This window comes from Streptomyces sp. GESEQ-4 (assembly GCF_017948455.1).
GTDB lineage: Bacteria > Actinomycetota > Actinomycetes > Streptomycetales > Streptomycetaceae > Streptomyces.
Genome location: NZ_JAFFSU010000025.1, coordinates 52616 through 77033, shown reverse-complemented (window position 1 = coordinate 77033; position 24418 = coordinate 52616). Strand labels below are relative to the sequence as shown.

General features: G+C 69.8%; 24 protein-coding genes. 18 read left to right on the top strand and 6 right to left on the bottom strand.

Annotated features, from left to right (window positions below):
- Nucleotides 1-30: 30 nt before the first annotated feature.
- Entirely contained in the window at nt 31-1260 is a 1230-nt protein-coding gene (locus KCH48_RS33900) for a DUF349 domain-containing protein (protein ID WP_210580443.1), read from the bottom strand.
- A gap of 135 nt (nt 1261-1395) precedes the next feature.
- Nucleotides 1396-2241 carry a peptidylprolyl isomerase gene (locus KCH48_RS33895; protein ID WP_210580441.1) on the bottom strand — a complete coding sequence of 282 codons (846 nt, stop codon included), beginning with the start codon at nt 2239-2241 and terminating at the stop codon, nt 1396-1398.
- 177 nt (nt 2242-2418) lie between these two features.
- Here KCH48_RS33895 and KCH48_RS33890 point away from each other — a divergent pair, with 177 nt between their 5' ends.
- Nucleotides 2419-3132, top strand: coding sequence for an MBL fold metallo-hydrolase (locus KCH48_RS33890; RefSeq protein ID WP_210580439.1), 714 nt, complete (start codon nt 2419-2421; stop codon nt 3130-3132).
- Between the two features lie 12 nt (nt 3133-3144).
- Nucleotides 3145-4407 (top strand): histidine--tRNA ligase, encoded by a 1263-nt coding sequence (gene hisS, locus KCH48_RS33885; protein ID WP_210580432.1) that lies wholly within the window; start codon nt 3145-3147, stop codon nt 4405-4407.
- A gap of 246 nt (nt 4408-4653) precedes the next feature.
- Here the strand turns inward: hisS and KCH48_RS33880 are convergent, their stop codons facing one another.
- The 4 genes from KCH48_RS33880 to KCH48_RS33865 are packed head-to-tail and all read right to left on the bottom strand — an operon-like array spanning nt 4654 to nt 8181.
- Nucleotides 4654-5277 (bottom strand): response regulator transcription factor, encoded by a 624-nt coding sequence (locus KCH48_RS33880; RefSeq protein ID WP_210580430.1) that lies wholly within the window; start codon nt 5275-5277, stop codon nt 4654-4656.
- On the bottom strand, nt 5274-6476 hold the full coding sequence (locus KCH48_RS33875) for a sensor histidine kinase (protein ID WP_210580550.1): 1203 nt from the start codon (nt 6474-6476) through the stop codon (nt 5274-5276). The genes KCH48_RS33880 and KCH48_RS33875 overlap by 4 nt, the downstream gene beginning before the upstream one ends.
- Nucleotides 6473-7318, bottom strand: coding sequence for an ABC transporter permease (locus KCH48_RS33870; RefSeq protein ID WP_210580428.1), 846 nt, complete (start codon nt 7316-7318; stop codon nt 6473-6475). The genes KCH48_RS33875 and KCH48_RS33870 overlap by 4 nt, the downstream gene beginning before the upstream one ends.
- Nucleotides 7315-8181 (bottom strand): ABC transporter ATP-binding protein, encoded by an 867-nt coding sequence (locus KCH48_RS33865; RefSeq protein ID WP_210580426.1) that lies wholly within the window; start codon nt 8179-8181, stop codon nt 7315-7317. Before KCH48_RS33865 ends, KCH48_RS33870 begins: the two co-directional genes overlap by 4 nt.
- Before the next feature lie 144 nt (nt 8182-8325).
- On the opposite strand from KCH48_RS33865, the gene KCH48_RS33860 reads away from it, so the two are divergent.
- The 16 genes from KCH48_RS33860 to efp all read left to right on the top strand — a co-directional run bounded on the left by KCH48_RS33860 (nt 8326) and on the right by efp (nt 24417).
- A complete protein-coding gene (locus tag KCH48_RS33860) occupies nt 8326-8982 on the top strand; it encodes a vitamin K epoxide reductase family protein (RefSeq protein ID WP_210580418.1) in 657 nt (218 codons plus the stop codon).
- 83 nt (nt 8983-9065) lie between these two features.
- Nucleotides 9066-10421, top strand: coding sequence for a replication-associated recombination protein A (locus tag KCH48_RS33855; RefSeq protein ID WP_210580416.1), 1356 nt, complete (start codon nt 9066-9068; stop codon nt 10419-10421).
- A gap of 306 nt (nt 10422-10727) precedes the next feature.
- Nucleotides 10728-11342: a 30S ribosomal protein S4 gene (gene rpsD / locus KCH48_RS33850; protein ID WP_210580414.1), complete on the top strand. Its 615-nt coding sequence runs from the start codon at nt 10728-10730 to the stop codon at nt 11340-11342.
- Nucleotides 11343-11561: 219 nt separating this feature from the next.
- The gene (locus KCH48_RS33845) at nt 11562-12005 is read left to right on the top strand and encodes a DUF948 domain-containing protein (RefSeq protein WP_210580400.1); all 444 of its coding nucleotides are present in this window, start codon (nt 11562-11564) and stop codon (nt 12003-12005) included.
- 8 nt (nt 12006-12013) lie between these two features.
- Nucleotides 12014-12364 carry a hypothetical protein gene (locus KCH48_RS33840; RefSeq protein WP_210580397.1) on the top strand — a complete coding sequence of 117 codons (351 nt, stop codon included), beginning with the start codon at nt 12014-12016 and terminating at the stop codon, nt 12362-12364.
- Nucleotides 12364-15036: an alanine--tRNA ligase gene (gene alaS / locus KCH48_RS33835; RefSeq protein WP_210580395.1), complete on the top strand. Its 2673-nt coding sequence runs from the start codon at nt 12364-12366 to the stop codon at nt 15034-15036. Before KCH48_RS33840 ends, alaS begins: the two co-directional genes overlap by 1 nt.
- Before the next feature lie 17 nt (nt 15037-15053).
- Nucleotides 15054-15518: a Holliday junction resolvase RuvX gene (ruvX, locus tag KCH48_RS33830; protein WP_210580549.1), complete on the top strand. Its 465-nt coding sequence runs from the start codon at nt 15054-15056 to the stop codon at nt 15516-15518.
- Between the two features lie 121 nt (nt 15519-15639).
- Nucleotides 15640-17298 (top strand): endolytic transglycosylase MltG, encoded by a 1659-nt coding sequence (gene mltG, locus KCH48_RS33825; RefSeq protein WP_210580393.1) that lies wholly within the window; start codon nt 15640-15642, stop codon nt 17296-17298.
- Between the two features lie 5 nt (nt 17299-17303).
- On the top strand, nt 17304-18143 hold the full coding sequence (locus KCH48_RS33820) for a shikimate dehydrogenase (RefSeq protein ID WP_210580391.1): 840 nt from the start codon (nt 17304-17306) through the stop codon (nt 18141-18143).
- A 51-nt stretch (nt 18144-18194) separates the two neighbouring features.
- The gene (locus KCH48_RS33815) at nt 18195-18539 is read left to right on the top strand and encodes a hypothetical protein (RefSeq protein ID WP_210580389.1); all 345 of its coding nucleotides are present in this window, start codon (nt 18195-18197) and stop codon (nt 18537-18539) included.
- Nucleotides 18540-18711: 172 nt separating this feature from the next.
- On the top strand, nt 18712-19896 hold the full coding sequence (gene aroC / locus KCH48_RS33810) for a chorismate synthase (RefSeq protein WP_210580387.1): 1185 nt from the start codon (nt 18712-18714) through the stop codon (nt 19894-19896).
- Nucleotides 19897-19928: 32 nt separating this feature from the next.
- Entirely contained in the window at nt 19929-20411 is a 483-nt protein-coding gene (locus tag KCH48_RS33805) for a shikimate kinase (protein WP_210580547.1), read from the top strand.
- Entirely contained in the window at nt 20408-21499 is a 1092-nt protein-coding gene (gene aroB, locus KCH48_RS33800; protein ID WP_210580385.1) for a 3-dehydroquinate synthase, read from the top strand. The genes KCH48_RS33805 and aroB overlap by 4 nt, the downstream gene beginning before the upstream one ends.
- Before the next feature lie 164 nt (nt 21500-21663).
- Nucleotides 21664-22542, top strand: a complete 879-nt coding sequence (locus tag KCH48_RS33795) for a Pro-rich N-terminal domain-containing protein (RefSeq protein WP_210580383.1) — start codon at nt 21664-21666, stop codon at nt 22540-22542.
- Between the two features lie 139 nt (nt 22543-22681).
- Nucleotides 22682-23791, top strand: coding sequence for an aminopeptidase P family protein (locus KCH48_RS33790; RefSeq protein WP_210580381.1), 1110 nt, complete (start codon nt 22682-22684; stop codon nt 23789-23791).
- 59 nt (nt 23792-23850) lie between these two features.
- The gene (gene efp, locus KCH48_RS33785; protein WP_210580379.1) at nt 23851-24417 is read left to right on the top strand and encodes an elongation factor P; all 567 of its coding nucleotides are present in this window, start codon (nt 23851-23853) and stop codon (nt 24415-24417) included.
- The last annotated feature ends 1 nt before the right edge of the window (nt 24418 follow it).

Genomic DNA, 24418 nt, shown 5'->3' with positions numbered 1-24418 from the left:
TGTACCTGAGGTGTGTGTACCTGAGGTGTGTCAGCCGCCGAACTCCTGCAGACCCTTCAGCGCCTGGTCCAGCAGGGCCTGGCGGCCCTCCAGCTCCCGCTCCAGCTTGTCGGCCTTGGAGTTGTTGCCCTGGGCGCGCGCCTGCTCGATCTGCTTCTGGAGCTTCTCCACGGCGGCCTGGAGCTGGCCGGTCAGACCCTCGGCACGCGCGCGTGCCTCCGGGTTGGACCGGCGCCATTCGGCCTCCTCGGCCTCCTGGATGGCCCGCTCCACCGCGTGCATCCGGCCCTCGACCTTCGGACGCGCGTCGCGCGGCACATGGCCGATGGCCTCCCAGCGCTCGTTGATCGAGCGGAACGCGGCACGGGCGGCCTTGAGGTCCGTGACCGGGAGGATCTTCTCGGCCTCCTCGGCCAGTTCCTCCTTGAGCTTCAGGTTCTCCGACTGCTCCGCGTCCCGCTCGGCGAAGACCGAGCTGCGGGCGGCGAAGAACACGTCCTGCGCACCGCGGAAGCGGTTCCACAAGTCGTCCTCGTGCTCGCGCTGGGCGCGGCCCGCGGCTTTCCACTCCGACATCAGCTCGCGGTAACGCGCGGCCGTCGGACCCCAGTCCGTCGAGCCCGACAGTGCCTCGGCCTCGGCGACCAGCCGCTCCTTGGTCTTGCGGGCCTCCTCGCGCTGGGCGTCCAGCGACGCGAAGTGTGCCTTGCGGCGCTTGGAGAACGCCGACCGGGCGTGCGAGAAGCGGTGCCACAGCTCGTCGTCCGACTTGCGGTCCAGCCGCGGCAGACCCTTCCAGGTGTCCACCAGCGCCCGCAGCCGCTCACCGGCCGCCCGCCACTGGTCGGACTGGGCCAGCTGCTCCGCCTCGGTGACCAGCGCGTCCTTGGCCTTGCGGGCCTCGTCGGACTGCCGCGCGCGCTGCTGCTTGCGCTCCTCGCGGCGTGCCTCGACGGTCTCCACGAGCTTGTCCAGCCGCTTGCGCAGCGCGTCCAGATCACCGACGGCGTGATGCGCGTCGACCTGCTCACGGATGTGGTCGATGGCGACCTGGGCGTCCTTCGCGGAGAGGTCGGTGGTCTTCACTCGCTTCTCGAGGAGGCCGATCTCGACAACCAGGCCCTCGTACTTGCGCTCGAAGTAGGCCAACGCTTCCTCGGGGGAGCCGGCCTGCCAGGAACCGACGACCTGCTCGCCGTCGGCCGTACGCACGTACACGGTCCCCGTCTCGTCGACGCGGCCCCACGGGTCGCTGCTCACAGCGCCTCCTCCACATGATGCCTGCGTAGGGCTTCCGCACCCCCGGGCATCGTCCACAGTTTCGTCACGGCCAACATAGGCGACCGGCGGGTTGCCTGTCCGCATCCCGCGCGACCGAAATTTCGCAGTTGACGGTCAGGATTTCGTGACAGTTGCCTTGTTGATCACGACCGTCGCGTTGGGTGCCGTGTTCCCCGTCGCGGGGTCCGCGGCCTGCGCTCCAGCGTCCGCGATCTTCTTCAGGACCTTCATGCCCGCTTCGGACACCGTTCCGAACGGTGTGTAGTCGGGCGGCAGCTGACTGTCCTGGTAGACGAGGAAGAACTGGCTTCCTCCGGAGTTGCGCCCTTGCTTCGTCTGGGCGTTGTACTGGTTGGCCATCGCGACCGTGCCCGCCGGGTACACCCCGCCCTTGAGGCTCTTGTCCTTGAGGTTCTCGTCCGGGATCGTGTAGCCGGGTCCGCCCATGCCGGTGCCCTTCGGGTCGCCGCACTGCAGCACGAAGATGCCGCTGGGGACGAGCCGGTGGCACTTGGTGTGGTCGAAGAACCCCTTGCCCGCGAGGAAGTTGAAGGAATTCACGGTGTGCGGCGCGGCCGACGCCTTCAGGTCGATGTCTATGTCACCGCAGGTCGTGGCCAGCTTCATCGTGTACTTCGCCGACTCGTCGATGGTCATCGCCGGCTCCTTCTTCCAGGTCGCCGTCTTGGCCTTGCCCGCGGCCGGCTTCTCGCACGGGTCCTCAGCCTTGCTGGGCGCCGACGCGCTCGGCGTGACGTCCGCGCTCGCGTTGGTCTTGTCGTCGTCCTTGAGGACCCCGGTCGTGTACAGCGTCAGGCCGGCGATCATGATCACGCCGACCGTGGACGCGATCGCGGCGTTGCGCGTACGCGCCTTGCGCCGTGCCTCGGTGCGCCGCTGCTGCTGGCGCAAGAACTTCTCCCGCGCGAGCTGACGCTTCCGCTGTTCTTGGCTGACCACCGGGTTCTCCTCATACGTCTCGTACGTCGACCGGTACGCGTGCGTCGTTCGAATCGACCACCCGCGTGTGCCCCGTACCGTATATGGGTTCGCTGAGGAATCGGCAGCGCCGGTAGGCTCTGACCTCAGGCGCTGCCCATGCGCAAGCCACCCGAATCGACACAACGAAGGACGATCGTGCTCATTGCCGGGTTCCCCGCCGGGGCCTGGGGGACGAACTGTTATCTCGTCGCCCCCGCCGCCGGTGAGGAGTGCGTGATCATCGACCCGGGCCATGAAGCGGCCCCAGGAGTCGAGGAAGCACTGAAGAAGCATCGGCTCAAGCCCGTGGCGGTCGTCCTCACCCACGGCCACCTCGACCACGTGGCCTCGGTCGTCCCGGTGTGCGGCGCGCACGACGTGCCGGCCTGGATCCACCCCGAGGACCGGTACATGATGAACGACCCCGAGAAGGCGCTCGGACGTTCCATCGGGATGCCGCTGTTGGGCGAGCTGACCATCGGGGAGCCGGACGACGTCAAGGAGTTGACCGATGGCGCGCGACTGGAGCTGGCGGGTCTGGAGCTCTCCGTCGCCCACGCGCCGGGCCATACCAAGGGGTCGGTGACCTTCCGGATGCCCGAGACCGCCGACATCCCGTCGGTGTTCTTCTCCGGGGATCTGCTGTTCGCCGGCTCCATCGGACGCACCGACCTGCCCGGCGGTGACATGGCCGAGATGCTCGACTCGCTGGCCCGTGTGTGCCTGCCGCTCGACGACTCGACCGTGGTGCTGTCCGGCCACGGCCCCCAGACGACCATCGGCCAGGAGCGCGCCACCAACCCTTATCTGCGGCAGGTGGCCGCCGGCCAGGGAACGGATCCGAACGCCGCTCCCCGACGAGGAATGTGACGAGAGAGTTCCGTGAGCACCTTCAAGGCCCCCAAGGGCACGTACGACCTGATCCCGCCGGACAGCGCCGTCTACCTGGCCGTCCGTGAGGCGATCGCGGCTCCGCTGCGCAACTCCGGCTACGGCTACATCGAGACGCCCGGCTTCGAGAACGTCGAGCTGTTCGCGCGCGGTGTCGGTGAGTCCACCGACATCGTGACCAAGGAGATGTACGCCTTCGAGACCAAGGGCGGCGACCGGCTCGCCCTGCGCCCCGAGGGGACGGCCTCCGTCCTGCGCGCCGCCCTCGAGGCCAACCTGCACAAGGCGGGCAACCTCCCGGTCAAGCTCTGGTACTCGGGCTCGTACTACCGCTACGAGCGCCCGCAGAAGGGCCGTTACCGCCACTTCTCCCAGGTCGGCGCCGAGGCGATCGGCGCGGAGGACCCGGCGCTGGACGCCGAGTTGATCATCCTGGCGGACCAGGCGTACCGCTCGCTGGGCCTGAGTAACTTCCGCATCCTGCTCAACAGCCTGGGCGACAAGGAGTGCCGTCCGGTCTACCGCGCGGCCCTCCAGGACTTCCTGCGCGGCCTGGACCTCGACGAGGACACACTGCGCCGGTCGGAGATCAACCCGCTGCGCGTCCTCGACGACAAGCGCGAGTCGGTCCAGAAGCAGCTGACGGGTGCGCCGCTGCTGCGTGACTACCTCTGCGACGCCTGCAAGGCGTACCACGAGGAGGTCCGTGAACTGATCACCGCGGCGGGCGTCGCCTTCGAGGACGACCCGAAGCTGGTGCGCGGCCTGGACTACTACACGCGCACCACCTTCGAGTTCGTCCACGACGGTCTGGGCTCGCAGTCCGCGGTGGGCGGCGGCGGCCGCTACGACGGCCTCTCCGAGATGATCGGCGGTCCCGCGCTGCCGTCGGTGGGCTGGGCGCTGGGCGTCGACCGCACGGTCCTGGCTCTGGAGGCGGAGGGCGTCGAGCTCGAACTCCCGGCGGCCACCAGCGTGTTCGCGGTTCCGCTGGGTGACGAGGCCCGCCGTGTCCTGTTCGCCAAGGTCACCGACCTGCGCAAGGCGGGCATCGCCGCCGACTTCTCCTACGGCGCCAAGGGGCTCAAGGGCGCCATGAAGAACGCCAACCGCAGCGGCGCCCGCTACACCGTCGTCGCCGGCGAACGCGACCTTGCCGAGGGCGTCGTCCAGCTCAAGGACATGGAGTCCGGCGAGCAGACCCCGATCGGCGTCAACGAGATCGTGGCCGAGCTGGAGGCGAGGCTGGGCTGAGCCCGGTGGGCGGCGCGGCCCAGCGGTTTTCGCCCCCGCCGCCCCTACCCGTCCCATCCCTGGGGGCTGCCGCCCCCAGACCCCCGCTTCGGCCTGAACGGCCTCGTCCTCAAACGCCGGACGGGCTAAAAGTCAGCCCCTCCGGCGTTTGAGGAGCGGGGGTCCGGGGGCTGGCCCCCGAAACGGGGTCGAAGGGGCGGAGCCCCTGGAGGATGGGACGGGTAGGGGCGGCGGGGGCGAAAAACCTCAGTCCAGCAAGCCGTGCCGCATCGCGCTCGTCACCGCCGCTGTCCGGTCGTCCACGCCCAACTTGCCGAAGACGCGCAGCAGATGGGTCTTCACGGTCGACTCGCCGATGAACAACCGGCGCCCGATCTCGGCGTTGGTACAGCCCTCGGCCACAAGCCGCAGCACGGCCGTCTCCCGCACCGACAACCGCGGCCGCTCCGGCTTCGTCCGGAGTTGGTCCACGAGTCGCGCCGCCACCGACGGCGCCAGCACCGTCTCGCCACGCGCCGCGGACCGTACGGCCTCGGCGAGTTCACCTCGGGGGAGATCCTTGAGGAGGTACCCCGCCGCCCCCGCCTCCACCGCCCTCAGGATGTCCCGGTCCGTCTCGTACGTCGTGAGGACGATGACCCGGCAACCCAGCCCCGCCTCCGCCATCCGCACGATCGAGTCGACACCCCCGCCGTCCGGCATCCGCAGATCCATCAGCACGATGTCGGGCCGCAACTCGGCCGCCAGCGCCTCCGCCTGCGGTCCGCTGGACGCGTCGGCGACCACCTCGAGGTCCGGTTCCGCGCTGAGCATCGCCCGCAGCCCCTCCCGTACGACGGGATGGTCGTCGGCCAGGATGATCCGGATCACGGCACCTCACTCCTCACGTCGGGTAGGGGCAGCCGGACGGTCACCGTGGTGCCCTCGCCCGGCGCGCTGTCGACCTGTGCGGTTCCGCCCACCTCGGCGGCCCGGGCGCGCAGCCCCGCCAGACCGTACCCGTCATGGACGGCACCGGGATCGAAGCCGCAGCCGTCGTCCCGTACGGACAAGGTGAGCGTCTCGTCGGCGTACGCCAGCCTGATGCCCACGGCCACAGAACTCCCGGCGTGCTTGCGGGCGTTGGCCAGGGCCTCCTGGCAGGAGCGCAGGGCGACCACCTCGGGACCGGCGGGCAGCGCGCGCACCGGACCCGTCACCTCCAGCTTCGCGGCATGGCGTGCCGCGAGTCTGCCGACCGCGTCCGGGAGCGAGGCGCCGTCGAGGTCGGCGGGGGTGCCCCCGGCGACCAGGGCGCGGGCCTCGGCGAGGTTCTGCCGGGCCGTCTCGTCCATCAGGGCCAGGTGACGGCGGGCCTGTGCCGGGTCGTGGTCGAGCTCGGCCTCGACGGCCTGGATCAGCATCAGCAGGCTGGTGAAGCCCTGGGCGAGGGTGTCGTGGATCTCCCGGGCCATCCGTTCCCGCTCCGCAAGCGCGCCGTGCGCCGACGAGAGCCGGGAGACCTCATGCCGGCTCGCGTCCAGCTCCGCGATCAGCTCGGCCCGCTCCTGGCTCTGCTCGATGATCCGGATGATCCAACTGCCCAGCGCCACCGAGAAGACGAAGGTGACCACGGCGAACACCGCGTTGAAGAAGACGTCCTGGGCGCCGGGCCGCCACAGCAGCGCCCAGCCCGCCACGGGCACGAGATTGATGACCGCCACGGCCGTCAGCGCCCACCGCATCCGCAACGCCATGAAGCACGGAGGCACGAGCGCGAAGGTCAGCACCCGCGTCTCCCCGACGAGCACGGCCGACGGCAGGAACAGCGTCAGTGCCACCGCCAGGAAACGCACCGCCTGCCGCTCGTCGGGCGGGTCACCGCACAGGATGGGGCGCCCCACCCATACGTACAGGGGAGCCAGCGGTATCAGCAGCGCGGCCGCGACGGCACGGACCGGCCACCCCGGGAACCCCGCGCCGAGCACGTAGACCAGGGTGGCCAGCCAGATCAGCGCGAAGTACGTGTCCCAGAGCCGGAACGAGCGGGCCCAGGTGTACGCGCCCCCGGGTCCCGCCGGACCGTTCATCCGTCGCGCCGGTTCTTCCACCGGAAGGTCAGCAGGCACAGCACCAATCCTCCGACGCACCACGCCCCGAGCACCAGCGCGACCCTGCCCAGTTCCCAGCTCCCGGCCTGCTCCAGCACCTGCGCCGACTCCGGCAGGAACACCGCGCGCAGTCCCTGGCACATCCACTTCAGCGGGAACAGCGCCCCGATGTTCAGCATCCAGTCCGGGATGGTGTCGATGGCGATGTACACCCCGGAGATGAACTGCAGCACCAGGAACGGAAGGACGACCACGGAGGTCGCGCTCTTGCCGGACTTGGGGACCGAGCTGATCGCGATGCCGAGCAGCGCGCACGCCGTGAGACCCAGCACGAAGATCCACGCGAAGTCGAACCACGTACGCACGTCCGACGGCAGGTCGACGTCGTACAGGGTCGTCCCGACGAGCAGCAGAATCGCCGTCTCCATGAGACCGGTGACGAGAACCAGCCAGATCTTGCCGAGGAAGTACGCGGCCGACGGCATCGGCGTGCCGCGCAGCCGGCGCAGTACCTTCTCGTCCCGCTCGATGGCGATCGAGATGCCGAGCGACTGGAAACTCGTCGACATGATGCCGGCGGCCATCATCGCCGGGACGTACAGCTGCGAGGCGGTGACGCCCGCGCCTTCGACGTCGTCCTTGAAGATCGACGCGAACAGGAAGAGGAACACCACCGGGAAGGCGAAGGTGAACACCACCTGGTCGCGCTGCCGGAAGAACTGCTTGATCTCCAGCCCGCCCCGCTGCAGACCGAGCCCCCAGGCGCCGGGCAGCCGCTGCGGACGCGTCCCGGCCCCGGCTCGTACGGCGGTCGTGGTCATCGCGCGTCCTCCTGTCCGGTCAGCCGGAGATAGACATCCTCCAGCGTGGGGCGGCTCACTCGCAGCCCCGGGATCTCACCGTCGAAGCGGTGCATGAGCTCGGCGACGGTCTTGGTGGGCGTGACCGTCCGCATGGTGCGCGGGGTGCCGTCGGTCTCCGTCCACGCGACGGTGGCCTCGGTGCCGTGGCGCTCCCGCAGCACACCGGGCTCCCCCTCGGCGACCACCCGGCCCTGCGAGATGATCGCCAGCCGGTGGGCGAGCGCCTCCGCCTCCTCCAGATAGTGCGTGGTCAGCAGGATCGTCGTGCCCTCGTCCGCGAGCTTGCGGATCAGCTCCCAGAACTGCCGCCGGGCAGCCGGGTCGAACCCGGTCGTCGGCTCGTCCAGAAGCAGCAGCTCGGGCCCGCCGATCACGCCGAGCGCCACGTCAAGCCGCCTCCGCTGCCCGCCCGACAGCGCCTTGATCCGGCTGCCCGCCTTGGCCTCCAGACCCACCAGGCCGATGACCTCCTCGGGGTCCCGGGGCCTCGGGTAGTAGCGCGCGAAATGCCGTACGGTCTCGCGGACCGTCAACTCGGCGGGCGCCGATTCGTCCTGCCAGACGATTCCGACACGCGCGCGCCACGCGCGCGTGCCCGTCGCCGGATCCGCCCCGAGCACCTGGACCTCGCCCGCGTCCCGGGTGCGATTGCCCTGAAGAATCTCCACCGTGGTGCTCTTGCCGGCCCCGTTGGGCCCCAGCAGGCCGAACACCTCGCCCTGGCGAATGCCCAGGTCGATGCCGTCTACCGCGGTCACGTCCCCGTACTGCTTGCGCAGCCCCCGTACGTCCACCGCGAGTCCGTTCGCGTGTGTGGTCATGGGAACGAGCGTCGTCCGGAACCGAACGGTCCGGGACGACCATGCGTACCGCCTTATGTCCATCGAACGGTGGATACACGCACGCGTGCGGCACAATGGCCCTGCCGGAAGAAGGTCCAGTTCTCAAGCGACGGAATCGGCGGAATGAGCAAGACGACAGTCAAGGACGTCTCCACCGACCACGAGCCGGAGCGTGCCGCGCCCTCGCCGCGCGCGGAGGGTGGCAGTCGTGCACTCGCCCTGCTGCTGGTGATCACCGGTGCGGCCGGACTGCTCGCCGCGTGGGTCATCACGCTGGACAAGTTCAAGCTGCTCGAGGCCAAGGTCGAGGGCAAGACCTTCACTCCCGGTTGCAGCCTGAACCCCGTCGTCTCCTGCGGCAGCGTCATGGAGAGCGACCAGGCCTCGGCCTTCGGGTTCCCCAACCCGATGCTCGGCCTCGTGACGTACGGCATCGTCATCTGCGTCGGTATGAGCCTGCTCGCCGGTGCCCGCTTCCCGCGCTGGTACTGGCTGACCTTCAACGCCGGCACGCTCTTCGGTGTCGGCTTCTGCGCCTGGCTGACGTTCCAGTCCCTGTACCGGATCAACGCGCTGTGCCTGTGGTGCTGCCTGGCCTGGGTCGCGACGATCATCATGTTCTGGTACGTGACCTCGTTCAACATCCGCAAGGGCTTCCTGCCCGCGCCGAACTGGCTCAAGGGCTTCTTCGGCGAGTTCACCTGGGTCCTGCCCGTCCTGCACATCGGCATCATCGGCATGCTGATCCTGACCCGCTGGTGGGACTTCTGGACCAGCTGACCCACTGGCCCGAGCAATGCCGGACGGCCCCGGAATTCCGGGGCCGTCCGGCATTGTCAGTGCGGTGAACTAGGGTCTTCAGCGTGGAGCCCGACCTGTTCACCGCCGCAGCAGAAGAACGCCAGGAGAAGGACCCGTCCAGCAGCCCCCTGGCCGTTCGGATGCGCCCGCGCACCCTCGACGAGGTCGTGGGCCAGCAGCACCTGCTGAAGCCGGGCTCACCCCTGCGCAGACTGGTCGGCGAGGGCGCCTCCGGCCCGGCCGGGCCCTCCTCGGTGATCCTCTGGGGCCCGCCGGGCACCGGCAAGACGACCCTGGCGTACGTCGTGTCGAAGGCCACCAACGCACGCTTCGTGGAGCTGTCGGCGATCACCGCGGGCGTCAAGGAGGTCCGCGCGGTCATCGACGGCGCCCGCCGTGCCACCGGCGGCTTCGGCAAGGAGACCGTCCTCTTCCTCGACGAGATCCACCGCTTCAGCAAGGCCCAGCAGGACTCCCTGCTCCCGGCCGTCGAGAACCGCTGGGTCACCCTGATCGCGGCGACGACGGAGAACCCGTACTTCTCGATCATCTCCCCGCTGCTGTCCCGCTCCCTCCTGCTCACCCTCGAACCCCTCACGGACGACGACATCAGGAGCCTCATCAAGCGGGCCCTGTCCGACGAGCGGGGCCTCAAGGACGCGCTCACCCTCCCCGAGGACACCGAGGCCCACCTCCTGCGCATCGCCGGCGGCGACGCCCGCCGCGCCCTGACCGCCCTGGAGGCCGCCGCCGGCGCCGCGCTCGACAAGGGCGAGACGGAGCTCGGCCTCCAGACCTTGGAGGAGACGGTCGACCGCGCGGCGGTGAAGTACGACCGCGACGGTGACCAGCACTACGACGTGGCCAGCGCCCTCATCAAGTCCATCCGCGGTTCCGACGTCGACGCGGCCCTGCACTACCTGGCCCGCATGATCGAGGCAGGCGAGGACCCGCGCTTCATCGCCCGCCGCCTGATGATCTCCGCCAGCGAGGACATCGGCCTCGCCGATCCGAACGCGCTGCCGATAGCCGTGGCCGCCGCCCAGGCCGTCGCCATGATCGGCTTCCCCGAGGCCGCCCTCACCCTCAGCCACGCCACCATCGCCCTGGCCCTCGCCCCCAAGTCCAACTCCGCGACGACCGCCATCGGCGCCGCCATGGAGGACGTACGCAAGGGCCTGGCGGGCTCGGTCCCCCCGCACCTGCGCGACGGGCACTACAAGGGCGCGGCCAAGCTCGGTCACGCGCAGGGGTATGTGTATCCGCACGACCTGGCCGAGGGCATCGCCGAGCAGCAGTACGCCCCGGACGCCCTCAAGGACCGGGAGTACTACACGCCGACGCGGCACGGCGCCGAGGCGCGGTACGCGGACGCGGTGGAGTGGACCCGCAAGCACCTCGGTCGCAAGCGGTCCTGAGCACCCTGTAGAATCGCTCGAAGTGCTGTGTCCTGTGCAGTCAGAACAGGACGGTCAGCCGGAGACCCGGTCCTCACGGACCGGCTCCAGGAGCGTCGCGCACCGTTCGAATGGTGTCGCGGGCAGCCCACCACCACTCGTCGTACGACGAGACCGGTCGGTGGGCCACTCGCGTGCTGCACGTATGTGCCCAGACCAGGGAGCGGCTGCCCAGCAGGTCCGACCGACCGGACCAGCAGGGTTTCCCCGGCTGCGGATGCGACCTCCCTCAACCCTGACAAGCCGATAACCAGGAAAGAAGAAGCAGTGGCGAACCAGCCCCGCCCCAAGGTCAAGAAGTCGCGTGCCCTCGGCATCGCGCTGACCCCGAAGGCCGTCAAGTACTTCGAGGCCCGTCCCTACCCGCCGGGTGAGCACGGCCGTGGCCGCAAGCAGAACTCGGACTACAAGGTCCGTCTGCTGGAGAAGCAGCGTCTGCGTGCGCAGTACGACGTGTCCGAGCGCCAGCTCGTCCGCGCCTACGAGCGTGCCTCCAAGGTTCAGGGCAAGACCGGTGAGGCCCTGATCATCGAGCTGGAGCGTCGTCTCGACGCGCTGGTCCTGCGTTCGGGCATCGCCCGCACGATCTACCAGGCCCGCCAGATGGTCGTCCACGGCCACATCGAGGTCAACGGCCAGAAGGTCGACAAGCCGTCCTTCCGCGTCAAGCCCGACGACGTCGTGATGGTCCGTGAGCGCAGCCGTGAGAAGACCCTCTTCTCCATCGCCCGTGAGGGCGGCTTCGCCCCCGACGGCGAGACCCCGCGCTACCTCCAGGTGAACCTCCGCGCCCTGGCCTTCCGCCTGGACCGTGAGCCGAACCGCAAGGAGATCCCGGTGATCTGCGACGAGCAGCTCGTCGTCGAGTACTACGCCCGCTGATCGCAGGCAGGCCGTAGCACCTCAGCCCGCCGTCTCCCCACCCTTCCGGGTGGGCGAGGCGGCGGGCTCGCGCATGTCCGAGCCGATCCGCCCGTGCCGGGCCCCTTCCCGTACGGCAACTCATGTGTGCGCGGGCCGTAATCCGGTACGGAGCGGCATGCCCGGCGCGATAGGCTCGACCCACGACTTTTCGATGTAGAGGCACGTTTCAGGGAGCGGGTGCACACAGTGTCCGGTGGAGAGGTGGCCGGGATCCTGGTGGCCGTCTTCTGGGCGATCCTGGTCTCCTTCCTCGCCGTCGCACTGGTGAGGCTGGCCCAGACGCTCAAGGCGACCACCAAGCTCGTCGCGGACGTGACCGACCAGGCCGTCCCTCTCCTGGCAGACGCCTCCGCGGCGGTGCGTTCCGCGCAGACCCAGATCGACCGGGTCGACTCGATCGCGTCGGACGTCCAGGAGGTCACGTCGAACGCGTCCGCGCTCTCGACCACCGTCGCCTCCACCTTCGGCGGGCCCCTGGTCAAGGTCGCGGCCTTCGGTTATGGCGTGCGCCGCGCCATCGGCGGCCGCAAGGACGACGCGCCCGCGAAGCCGTCCCGACGTACCGTGATCGTGGGCCGCACCGTCCCGGCCGCACGGCGGACGAAGCGGAAGAAGGACTGAGCGAACCGATGTTCCGCCGTACGTTCTGGTTCACCACGGGCGTCGCCGCCGGGGTGTGGGCCACCACCAAGGTCAACCGCAAGCTGAAGCAGCTGACGCCCGAGAACCTCGCCGCGACCGCGGCCAACAAGGCGCTCGAGGCCGGTCACCGGCTCAAGGACCGTGCGGTGGGCTTCGCGCTCGACGTCCGCGACGGCATGGCCCAACGGGAGGCCGAGCTGGGGGAGGCACTGGGGATCAACGAGAACCCCGAACTCCCCGCCTCCCGGCGCTTCGCCGCCATCGAGAACCGCAACATCCCGAAGTCCGTCGACAGCGACAGGACGACGTATTCGTACAACCGGAATGAGGACCACTGATGGAGTCGGCTGAGATCCGCCGCCGCTGGCTGAGCTTCTTCGAGGAGCGCGGGCACACCGTCGTCCCTTCGGCGTCGCTCATCGCGGACGACCCGACTCTGCTCCTCGTCCCGGCCGGCATGGTGCCCTTCAAGCCCTACTTCCTGGGCGAGGTCAAGCCGCCGTACGCCCGCGCCACCAGCGTGCAGAAGTGCGTGCGCACGCCGGACATCGAAGAGGTCGGCAAGACCACCCGGCACGGCACGTTCTTCCAGATGTGCGGCAACTTCTCCTTCGGCGACTACTTCAAGGAAGGCGCCATCAAGTACGCCTGGGAGCTGCTCACCAGCCCTCAGGACAAGGGTGGTTACGGCCTGGACCCCGAGCGTCTGTGGATCACCGTCTACAAGGACGACGACGAGGCCGAGCGCATCTGGCACGAGATCGTCGGCGTGCCCAAGGAGCGCATCCAGCGCCTGGGCATGAAGGACAACTACTGGTCCATGGGCGTCCCCGGCCCGTGCGGCCCCTGTTCCGAGATCAACTACGACCGCGGCCCCGAGTTCGGCGTCGAGGGCGGTCCCGCCGTCAACGACGAGCGGTACGTGGAGATCTGGAACCTCGTCTTCATGCAGTACGAGCGCGGCGAGGGCATCGGCAAGGACAACTTCGAGATCCTGGGCGACCTCCCGAGCAAGAACATCGACACGGGCCTCGGCATGGAGCGCCTCGCCATGATTCTGCAGGGCGTGCAGAACATGTACGAGATCGACACCTCCATGGCCGTCATCAGGAAGGCCACCGAGCTGACCGGCGTGCACTACGGCGCCGCCCACGAGTCGGACGTGTCCCTCCGCGTCGTCACCGACCACATGCGCACGTCCGTGATGCTCATCGGCGACGGCGTCACCCCCGGCAACGAGGGCCGTGGCTACGTCCTGCGCCGCATCATGCGCCGGGCCATCCGCAACATGCGCCTGCTCGGCGCCACCGGCCCGGTCGTCAAGGAACTGATCGACACGGTCATCGAGATGATGGGCCAGCAGTACCCCGAGCTCATCACCGACCGGGAGCGCATCGAGAAGGTCGCCCTCGCCGAGGAGAACGCCTTCCTCAAGACGCTGAAGGCCGGCACCAACATCCTCGACACGGCCGTCAGCGAGACCAAGCAGGCCGGTGGCACCGTTCTCGCCGGCGACAAGGCCTTCCTGCTCCACGACACCTGGGGCTTCCCGATCGACCTCACCCTGGAGATGGCCGCCGAGCAGGGCCTCTCCGTGGACGAGGACGGTTTCCGCCGCCTGATGAAGGAGCAGCGGGAGCGCGCCAAAGCCGACGCCCAGTCCAAGAAGACCGGTCACGCCGGTACCGGCGCCTACCGTGCGATCGCCGACAGCGCCGGTGAGACCGAGTTCATCGGCTACACCGACACCGAGGGCGAGTCCACGATCGTCGGCATCCTCGTCGACGGCGTCTCCTCGCCGGCCGCCACCGAGGGCGACGAGGTCGAGATCGTCCTCGACCGCACGCCGTTCTACGCCGAGGGCGGCGGCCAGATCGGCGACACCGGCCGTATCAAGGTCGACACGGGCGCCGTGATCGAGGTCCGCGACTGCCAGAAGCCGGTCCCGGGTGTGTACGTCCACAAGGGCGTCGTCCAGGTCGGCGAGGTCACCGTCGGCGCCAAGGCCCACGCCGCCATCGACGACCGGCGCCGCACGGCCATCGCCCGCGCCCACTCGGCCACGCACCTCACCCACCAGGCCCTGCGCGACGCCCTCGGCCCGACGGCCGCCCAGGCCGGTTCCGAGAACCAGCCCGGCCGCTTCCGCTTCGACTTCGGTTCCCCGTCCGCCGTTCCCACGGCCGTGATGACCGACGTCGAGCAGAAGATCAACGAAGTGCTCGCCCGCGACCTGGACGTCCGCGCCGACGTCATGGGCATCGACGAGGCCAAGAAGCAGGGCGCCATCGCCGAGTTCGGCGAGAAGTACGGCGACCGGGTCCGCGTCGTCACCATCGGCGACTTCTCCAAGGAGCTGTGCGGCGGCACGCACGTGCACAACACCGCCCAGCTGGGCCTGGTGAAGCTGCTGGGCGAGTCGTCCATCGGCTCGGGTGTCCGTCGTATCGAGGCTCTGGTCGGCGTGGACGCCTACAACTTCCTCGCCCGCGAGCACACGGTCGTCGCCCAGCTCCAGGAGCTGATCAAGGGCCGTCCGGAGGAGCTCCCGGAGAAGGTCTCCGCCATGCTCGGCAAGCTGAAGGACGCCGAGAAGGAGATCGAGAAGTTCCGCGCCGAGAAGGTTCTGCAGGCCGCCGCCGGTCTCGTCGAGTCCGCCAAGGACGTACGCGGCGTCGCTCTCGTCACCGGCCAGGTCCCGGACGGCACCACCGCCGACGACCTGCGCAAGCTGGTCCTCGACGTACGCGGCCGTATCCAGGGCGGACGGGCCGCCGTGGTCGCCCTGTTCACCGTGGCGGGCGGCAAGCCGCTGACGGTCATCGCCACCAACGACGCCGCCCGCGAGCGCGGTCTGAAGGCCGGCGACCTGGTCCGTGCCGCCGCCAAGACTCTCGGCGGCGGCGGTGGCGGCAAGCCGGACCTCGCCCAGGGCGGCGGCCAGAACCCGGCCGCCGTCGGCGACGCCGTCGACGCCGTCGAGCGCCTCGTGGCGGAAACGGCCAAGTGAGCGGCGCCGAACACGTGATGCGCCGCGGCCGTCGCCTCGCGATCGACGTCGGGGACGCCCGCATCGGGGTCGCCTCGTGCGACCCCGACGGGATCCTCGCCACACCGGTGGAGACGGTCCCGGGACGTGACATCCCGGCCGCCCACCGTCGGCTCAGGCAACTCGTCGAGGAGTACGAGCCGATCGAAGTCGTCGTCGGCCTTCCTCGCTCCCTCAAGGGGGGCGAGGGCCCGGCTGCCGTCAAGGTTCGCGCCTTCGCCCAGGAGCTGGCCAAAGGCATCGCGCCGGTGTCTGTCAGACTCGTGGACGAACGCATGACCACGGTGACGGCCAGTCAGGGACTGCGCGCCTCGGGCGTGTCGTCGAAGAAGGGCCGGTCCGTCATCGACCAGGTAGCCGCTGTGATCATCTTGCAGCAGGCGCTCGAATCCGAACGGGTGTCAGGTAAAGCCCCGGGCGAGGGCGTCGAAGTGGTCATCTGATCGCGATACGGTAACGTTCCGCGCGATGCGGCGGTGTTCGAACAGCTGCCGCACAAAGAGAGGCGGGACGGAAGCCGAGCCGAAAGCCGCGCGACCGCCGCCTCGCGGCTCTAGGGGATCGATGACTGAGTATGGCCGGGGCCAAGGCTCCGAACCGTGGCATCCGGAGGACCCGTTGTTCGGGGACGGCGGATGGGAAGGGCAGCAGCAGGGCCACGCGGCTCAGCAGCCTGCCTACGGCGGCCAGCAGCAGCACTATCCGCAGCAGCCGCAGCAGCCTCAGTACGGCGACTGGGGCACCGGCGAGCAGTCCGGATACGACCAGTCGCAGCAGCAGTACCAGCAGCAGTACGACCCGCAGCAGTACGGCGGCCAGGGACACCAGCAGTACGACGAGAACGGCTGGCCCACCGGCACGCACGCGCAGACCCCGTACCCCGACCCGACGGACCCGTACGGCCAGCAGGCCGTGGGCTACGACGGGCAGCAGCCCGACTACTACGGCACACCCGATGCCTACCCGCCGCCGGAGCCACCGAGCCGACGGCGGGAGGAGCCGGAACAGCGGCCCGACTGGGACCCCGGCCCCGACCAGGGCGAGCACGCCTTCTTCGCGGGCGGGGACGATGACGACGACTCCGACGAGCCCGGGGACGGCGGCGGGCGTAGCGACCGGCGCAGCAAGGGCGGCAAGCCCAAGAAGCGCCGCAGTGGGTGCGCCTGCCTGGTGGTCGTCCTGGTCTTCGGCGGCGGCCTGGCCGGTGTCGGGTACTTCGGCTACCAGTTCTATCAGGATCGTTTCGGCGCGGCGCCCGACTTCGCGGGTGACGGTACGAGCGAGTCGGTGAGCGTCACCATCCCCAAGGGCGCCGGCGGATACGCCATCGGTCAGGAGCTGAAGAAGCTTGGCGTCGTCAAGAGCGTCGACGCGTTCGTGTCCGCCCAGTCGCAGAATCCCGACGGCAACAAGATCCAGGCCGGCGTCTATCTCATGAAGAAGGAGATGTCCGCCGCCAGCGCCGTCGAGCTGATGCTCGACCCCAAGAGCCAGAACAATCTGATCGTCCGCGAGGGCGAGCGGAACACGTCGGTCTACAAGGCGATCGACGAGCGCCTCGAACTGTCGGCGGGCACCACGGCGAAGGCCGCGAAGGCGAAGTACAAGGACCTCGGGCTGCCCGACTGGGCGTTGAACAACCCGAACGTGAAGGACCCGCTGGAAGGATTCCTCTACCCCTCCAGCTACGGGGTCAGCAAGGGGCAGAAGCCGGAGACCATCCTTAAGGAGATGGTCACCCGGGCCAGCGACACGTACGAAGAGCTCGGCCTGGAGAAGAAGGCCGAGAGCCTTGGGCTCGACGGCCCCTGGCAGCTGCTCACCGTGGCGAGCCTCGCGCAGGCCGAGGGCACGAGCCATGACGACTTCCGCAAGATGGCCGAGGTCGTCTACAACCGACTCAAGCCCGGGAACCCCGAGACCTACGGATCGCTGGAGTTCGACTCCTCGTACAACTACATCAAGAACCAGAGCAAGATCGACCTGTCGATCGCCGAGCTGAGGCAGTACAACAACCCGTACAACACGTACTACGTCAAGGGGCTGCCCCCCGGCCCCATCGACAACCCCGGCGCTGAAGCGCTCAAGGGTGCGCTCAATCCGACGGACGAGGGCTGGTACTACTTCATCTCGCTGGACGGCAAGACCAGCAAGTTCACCAAGACGCTCGCGGAGCACGAGAAGCTGGTCGACCAGTTCAACGCGTCGAGGAGCGGAGACTGAACTCAATGACAGCTCGGGCAACTGACGCCCGCCGGGCCGCCGTGCTCGGTTCGCCCATCGCCCACTCCCTGTCCCCGGTGCTGCACCGCGCCGCCTATGAGGCACTGGGGCTGACCGGCTGGTCGTACGACCGGTTCGAGGTCGACGAGTCGACGCTGCCCGGATTCGTCAAGGGGCTCGGGCCGGAGTGGGCGGGGCTGTCGCTGACCATGCCGCTGAAGAGGGCCGTCATCCCGCTGCTCGACGAGATCAGCGAGACGGCTGCCTCGGTCGAGGCGGTCAACACGGTCGTGTTCACCGAGGACGGCCGCCGTGTCGGCGACAACACCGACATCCCGGGCATGATCGGCGCCCTGCGCGAGCGCGGGATCGAGCAGGTCGACTCCGCCGCGATCCTCGGCGCCGGCGCGACCGCCTCCTCCGCGCTGGCGGCGCTGGCCAGGATCTGCACCGGTGAGGTCGTCGCCTACGTCCGCAGCAAGGAACGTGCCGCCGAGATGCGGCAGTGGGGTGCGCGGCTCGACATCGAGGTGCGTACGGCGGACTGGGCGGACGCCGCAGAGGCGCTGCGCCGCCCGCTGGTCATCGCCACCACCCCGGCCGGTACGACCGACGCCCTCGCCTCCGCCGTGCCCGAACGGCCCGCCACCCTGTTCGACGTCCTCTACGACCCGTGGCCGACCGCGCTGGCGGCGCGCTGGTCGGCGTACGGCGGGGCCGTCGTCAGTGGACTCGACCTGTTGCTGCACCAGGCGGTGCTCCAGGTGGAGCAGATGACAGGGCTGACCCCGGCGCCGCTGGACGCCATGCGAAAAGCGGGCGAACACATGCTCGACGCCCGCTAGGATCCCTTCCGGTTCCGCAGGGGGCGGACCACCGGAGGGGGAGAGACATCCATGGCCACAGGCATGCCGCTGGCGTCCGTGAAGGGCGAGATCTTCGAGGCCGTGCTGCACTTCTTGCCGGACTGGGTGCAGATCACCGTGCTCGCACTCGTCGTGCTGGCCGTCGTCGGGTCCTGGGTCGTCAAGCTGAAGCGCAAGCTCGCCCATCGGCGTGCGGTGCGGCAGGGTGTGGCCGTGCACGCGGCGGCGCAGTACGGACAGGGGCGCGGGGCTGACTACCTGGGCGCCTACGCGCCACAGCAGACGCCGGCCGGCGGTTCTGGTCAGCAGGAGAGCGGTGCCGATTTCCTGGGTGCCTACGCCCCGCAGCAGCGTCAGGGGAACGGCTCCGTGTGACCCGCTCCTGGCCACTTCCCGTCCGCCTGATGGACCGGCGGCCTGATCAGCGCCCCGGACGTGGGAGGATCGGAGGTGGCGGGCCAGGGCCGCGCACTTGGTCACGCCGTTGCCGTATGCGAGGACGCGCGTACGCAGGGCAGTACGAGGGCGCGAGCATCGAGGAGCACCGTTGAGCAGGTTGCGCTGGCTGACCGCGGGGGAGTCGCACGGCCCCGCACTCGTCGCGACGCTGGAGGGCCTTCCCGCCGGCGTGCCGATCACCACGGAGATGGTGGCGGACCACCTGGCCAGGCGGCGGCTCGGCTATGGGCGCGGTGCCCGGATGAAGTTCGAGCAGGACCAGGTCACCTTCCTCGGCGGCGTCCGGCACGGCCTGACCCTCGGCTCCCCGGTCGCGATCATGGTGGGCAACACCGAGTGGCCCAAGTGGGAGCAGGTCATGGCGGCCGACCCCATCGACCCCGAGATCCTGGCCGGGCTCGCGCGCAACGCCCCGCTGACCCGCCCGCGCCCCGGCCACGCCGACCTCGCGGGGATGCAGAAGTACGGCTTCGACGAGGCCCGTCCGATCCTGGAGCGCGCCTCCGCCCGGGAGACCGCGGCCCGGGTGGCGCTGGGCGCGGTGGCCCGGTCGTACCTGAAGGAGACGGCCGGGATCGAGATCGTCAGCCATGTCGTCGAGCTGTGCTCGGTGAAGGCGCCGCAGGGTGTGTACCCCACGCCGGCCGACGTGGAGAAGCTGGACGCCGACCCGCTGCGCTGCCTGGACGCGGACACCTCCAAGGCGATGGTCGCCGAGGTCGACCAGGCCCACAAGGACGGCGACACCCTCGGTGGCGTGGTGGAGATCCTGGCGTACGGGGTGCCCGTCGGCCTGGGCTCGCATGTGCACTGGGACCGCAAGCTGGACGCCCGCCTGGCGGGTGCGCTGATGGGCATCCAGGCGATCAAGGGTGTGGAGCTCGGTGACGGTTTCGAGCTGGCCCGGGTGCCGGGCTCGAAGGCGCACGACGAGATCGTGAACACCCCCGAGGGCATCCGGCGGGTCTCCGGCCGCTCCGGCGGCACCGAGGGCGGCCTGACCACGGGGGAGCTGCTGCGGGTGCGGGCGGCGATGAAGCCGATCGCGACCGTGCCGCGCGCCCTGCAGACGGTGGACGTGACCACCGGTGAGGCCACCCAGGCGCACCACCAGCGCTCCGACGTCTCCGCGGTCCCGGCGGCCGGCATCGTCGCGGAGGCGATGGTCGCCCTGGTCCTGGCGGATGCGGTGGCGGAGAAGTTCGGTGGCGACAACGTGGTCGAAACCCGTCGCAACGTGCGGTCCTACCTCGACAACCTGGCGATCCGGTGACTGCGGTGCCTGCGATCGTGCTGGTCGGGCCGATGGGTGTCGGCAAGTCGACGGTCGGGCAACTGCTCGCCGAGCGGCTCGGCGTCGGCTACCGGGACACCGACGACGACATCGTGGCCGCCGAGGGCCGCACCATCGCGGAGATCTTCGTCGACGAGGGCGAGCCGGTCTTCCGGGGGATCGAGAAGCGGGCGGTGCGGCGCGCGCTGGCCGAGCACGACGGCGTCCTCGCCCTGGGCGGCGGCGCGATCCTGGACCCGGACACCCGTGAACTGCTGTCCGGGCATCGGGTCGTCTACCTCTCGATGGACGTCGAGGAAGCGGTCAAGCGCACCGGCCTGAACACGGCCCGCCCCCTGCTCGCCATCAACCCGCGCAAGCAGTGGCGGGAGTTGATGGAGGCACGCCGGCACCTGTACGCCGAGGTCGCCGCGGCGGTCGTGGCGACCGATGACCGTACACCCGAAGAAGTCACCCAAGCCGTCCTGGACGCACTGGAGTTGAAGGAAGCATGAGCGAGGCAGTGACCAGGATCCAGGTCGGCGGCACGGCGGGCAGCGATCCGTACGAGGTCCTGGTGGGCCGTCAACTCCTCGGTGAACTCGGCGGGTTGATCGGCGACCGGGTCAAGCGGGTCGGCGTCATCCACCCCGAGGCGCTCGCGGAGACCGGCGAGGCACTCTGCGCCGACCTCGGCGAGCAGGGCTACGAGGCCGTCGCCATCCAGGTGCCGAACGCGGAGGAGGCCAAGACCGCCGAGGTCGCCGCGTACTGCTGGAAGGCGCTGGGCCAGTCCGGGTTCACCCGCACCGATGTCATCGTCGGCGTCGGCGGCGGCGCGACCACCGACCTGGCCGGTTTCGTCGCGGCGACCTGGCTGCGCGGGGTCCGCTGGATCGCGGTCCCCACCACGGTGCTGGCCATGGTGGACGCGGCCGTCGGCGGCAAGACGGGCATCAACACCGCTGAGGGCAAGAACCTCGTCGGCGCCTTCCACCCGCCCGCCGGGGTCCTGTGCGACCTGGCCGCACTCGACTCCCTCCCGGTCAACGACTATGTCTCCGGACTCGCCGAGATCATCAAGGCCGGCTTCATCGCCGACCCGACGATCCTGGAACTCATCGAGTCCGACCCCGAGGCCGCGCGCACCCCGGCCGGCCCGCACACCGCCGAGCTCATCGAGCGCTCCATCAAGGTCAAGGCCGAGGTCGTCTCCTCCGACCTGAAGGAGTCGGGCCTGCGGGAGATCCTCAATTACGGCCATACGCTCGCGCACGCCATCGAGAAGAACGAGCGCTACAAGTGGCGGCACGGCGCCGCGGTGGCCGTGGGCATGCACTTCGCCGCCGAACTGGGCCGTCTGGCGGGCCGTTTGGACGACGCGACGGCGGACCGCCACCGCACCGTCCTGGAATCCGTCGGCCTTCCGCTGCACTACCGCCACGACCAGTGGCCCAAGCTGCTGGAGACGATGAAGGTCGACAAGAAGTCCCGCGGCGACGTGCTCCGTTTCATCGTCCTCGACGGACTGGCCAAGCCGACCGTCCTGGAGGGACCGGACCCCGCCGTCCTGCTCGCCGCGTACGGCGAAGTGGGGGAGTAAGTCCTCCCGGGCGTCGTACGCCCTATATGCCTGTGGGCATGGGCACTTCGGACCGCCACCGGCCGTTCACCAAACGGCGGCCGGGGACGGTACCGTTCGGTAGGGAGTGGGGTTCGGGCCCCGCTGCCAGCGCCCATTGCCTGTACGAGATGGAGTGGCACCGGATGCAGCACGCAGTGGGTTCTCCGCTGCCGCCGCCCCACCAGCCGGGGCACGGACCGGCCGACGGCTGGTCGCCGGCCGCGCAGCAGCCGGGCCCGCACCAGGGGCCCGCCCCGGTGTCCCCGCCTCCACCGGCTCCAGGTCCCGTGTCCCCGCCGCCTCCGGCGCCGGGCTTCACAGCCCCGCCCCCGCCGCACCACACCGTCCAGCAGCACACGTCGGCTCCACCCACGCCGGAGACCACCGGCCATGTGCCCCTGCCCCCCGGCGGCCCGGTCGCCGTGCCGACCACCCCGCCCGCCACCGCGGCCCCCGACCCCACGAACACCACCCTCGCGGTGCTCCTCATCGGCCCGGCGGGCGCCGGCAAGACCAGCGTCGCCAAGTACTGGGCGGACCACCGCCGGGTCCCCACGGCCCACATCAGCCTCGACGACGTACGCGAATGGGTCCGCTCCGGTTTCGCCGACCCGCAGTCCGGGTGGAACGACCACTCGGAGGCCCAGTACCGCCTGGCCCGCCGCACCTGCGGCTTCGCCGCCCGCAACTTCCTCGCCAACGGCATCTCCTGCATCCTCGACGACGCCGTCTTCCCCGACCGCCCCGTCGTGGGCCTAGGCGGCTGGAAGCGCCACGTCGGCCCCGGCCTCCTCCCCGTCGTCCTCCTCCCGGGCCTCGACATCGTCCTGGAACGCAACGCCCACCGCACAGGCAACCGCCGCCTCACCGACGAAGAGGTAGCCCGCATCCACGGCCGCATGGCCGGCTGGTACGGCTCCGGCCTCCCCATCATCGACAACTCCCAGATGGACGTCCCCCAGACAGCCCGGGTACTGGACGACGTACTGGCACGTTCCATTGCCAGCCCACCCCAGTGGTAGCCGCCCCGAAGGGGCGCGGGGAACTGCGCGAGCAACCCCCACCCACCCGCACCCGGCACACAACCTCCAGCGGCACCCCCTCCTCCGAACGGCTCCCTCCCAACCGGCACAAACCAGACGACCCTCCTACGCTCGTGTCATGTCAGAGGTGTACGCAGCCCGCCGAACCCGGCTCAGGGACCACTGCCAAGCCGGCGGCAGCCAATCCGCGCTGATCTCGCGCCCCGCCAACGTCCGCTACCTAGCGGGCACCGACCCCCACGGCGCCGTGCTGCTCCTCGGCAAGACCGAAGACGTGCTCGTGTGCGCCGACCCGCCCGACCGCCGCCCCACCGAGGGCCGCCTCGACGAGGCGCTGCGGATCCACCCCCTCCCCGGCGCCGGAGGCGACGCCGCGGTCGCCGCGGCCGGCCTCGCGGCAGCCCAGGGAGGCGGCGACTCCCTCGCCGTGGAGGAACATCACCTCACCGTGGCCCGTCACCGAGCCATCCGCTCGGTCGCCCCGCGCCTCCGTCTCACCGACCTCGGCGGAGCCGTGGAGCAGCTCAGGATCGTGAAGGACGAGGAGGAGATCTCCTGCCTCCGCATCGGCGCCGAGATCGCCGACCAGGCCCTCGGTGAACTCCTGGAATCCATCCTCGTCGGCCGCACCGAACGGCACCTCGCCCTCGAACTGGAGCGACGGCTCATCGACCACGGCGCCGACGGCCCCGCCTTCCCCACCTCCGTCGCCACCGGCCCCAACTCCGGCCGCCGGGCCCACCGGCCGACGGACCGGCGGGTGGAAGAGGGCGATTTCCTCTCCGTCTGCCTGGGAGCGACGTACCGCGGATATCGCTGCGAGATCGGCCGCACCTTCGTGATCGGCACATCTCCCGCGGACTGGCAGATCGAGCTCTACGACCTCGTCTTCGCCGCTCAGCGCGCCGGAAGGGAGAGCCTCGTACCCGGCGCCGCCTACCGTGACGTGGACCGCGCCGCACGCCAGGTGCTGGACTCCGCGGGCTGTACGGAGGGGCTCGCCCCGCTCACCGGTCACGGCGTCGGGCTCGAAATCGACGAGGACCCGCAGCTTGCCCCCGCGGCCATGGGTAAACTGGACGCTTGCGTGCCGGTCACCGTCGAACCGGGGGTCCACTTCCCGGGCCGGGGCGGTGTCCGGATCAATGACACGCTCGTCGTACGCCCCGAGGCGGACGGCGGACCCGAGCTACTCACCATCACGACCAAGGAGCTGCTCGCGCTCTAGCGATTGAGCTGTGCGCCTGCGCCGGGGTCGTCCACGTCAGTCCAGGAGATTCCGCAACCGTGGCTTCCACGAACGACCTCAAGAACGGCATGGTGCTCAAGCTCGATGGCGGCCAGCTCTGGTCCGTCGTCGAGTTCCAGCACGTCAAGCCCGGCAAGGGCCCGGCCTTCGTGCGCACCAAGCTCAAGAACGTGCTCTCCGGGAAGGTCGTCGACAAGACCTTCAACGCCGGCGTGAAGGTCGAGACGGCCACCGTCGACAAGCGGGACATGCAGTTCTCCTACATGGACGGCGACTACTTCGTCTTCATGGACATGGAGACCTACGACCAGCTGATGGTCGACCGCAAGGCCGTCGGCGACGCCGCCAACTTCCTGGTCGAGGGCTTCATGGCCACCGTCGCCCAGCACGAGGGCGAGGTGCTCTTCGTCGAGCTGCCGGCCGCCGTCGAGCTGACCATCCAGGAGACCGAGCCGGGCGTCCAGGGCGACCGCTCCACCGGCGGCACCAAGCCCGCCACCCTGGAGACCGGTCACCAGATCCAGGTCCCGCTCTTCATCACCACCGGTGAGAAGATCAAGGTCGACACCCGCACGAGCGACTACCTCGGCCGGGTGAACAGCTAAA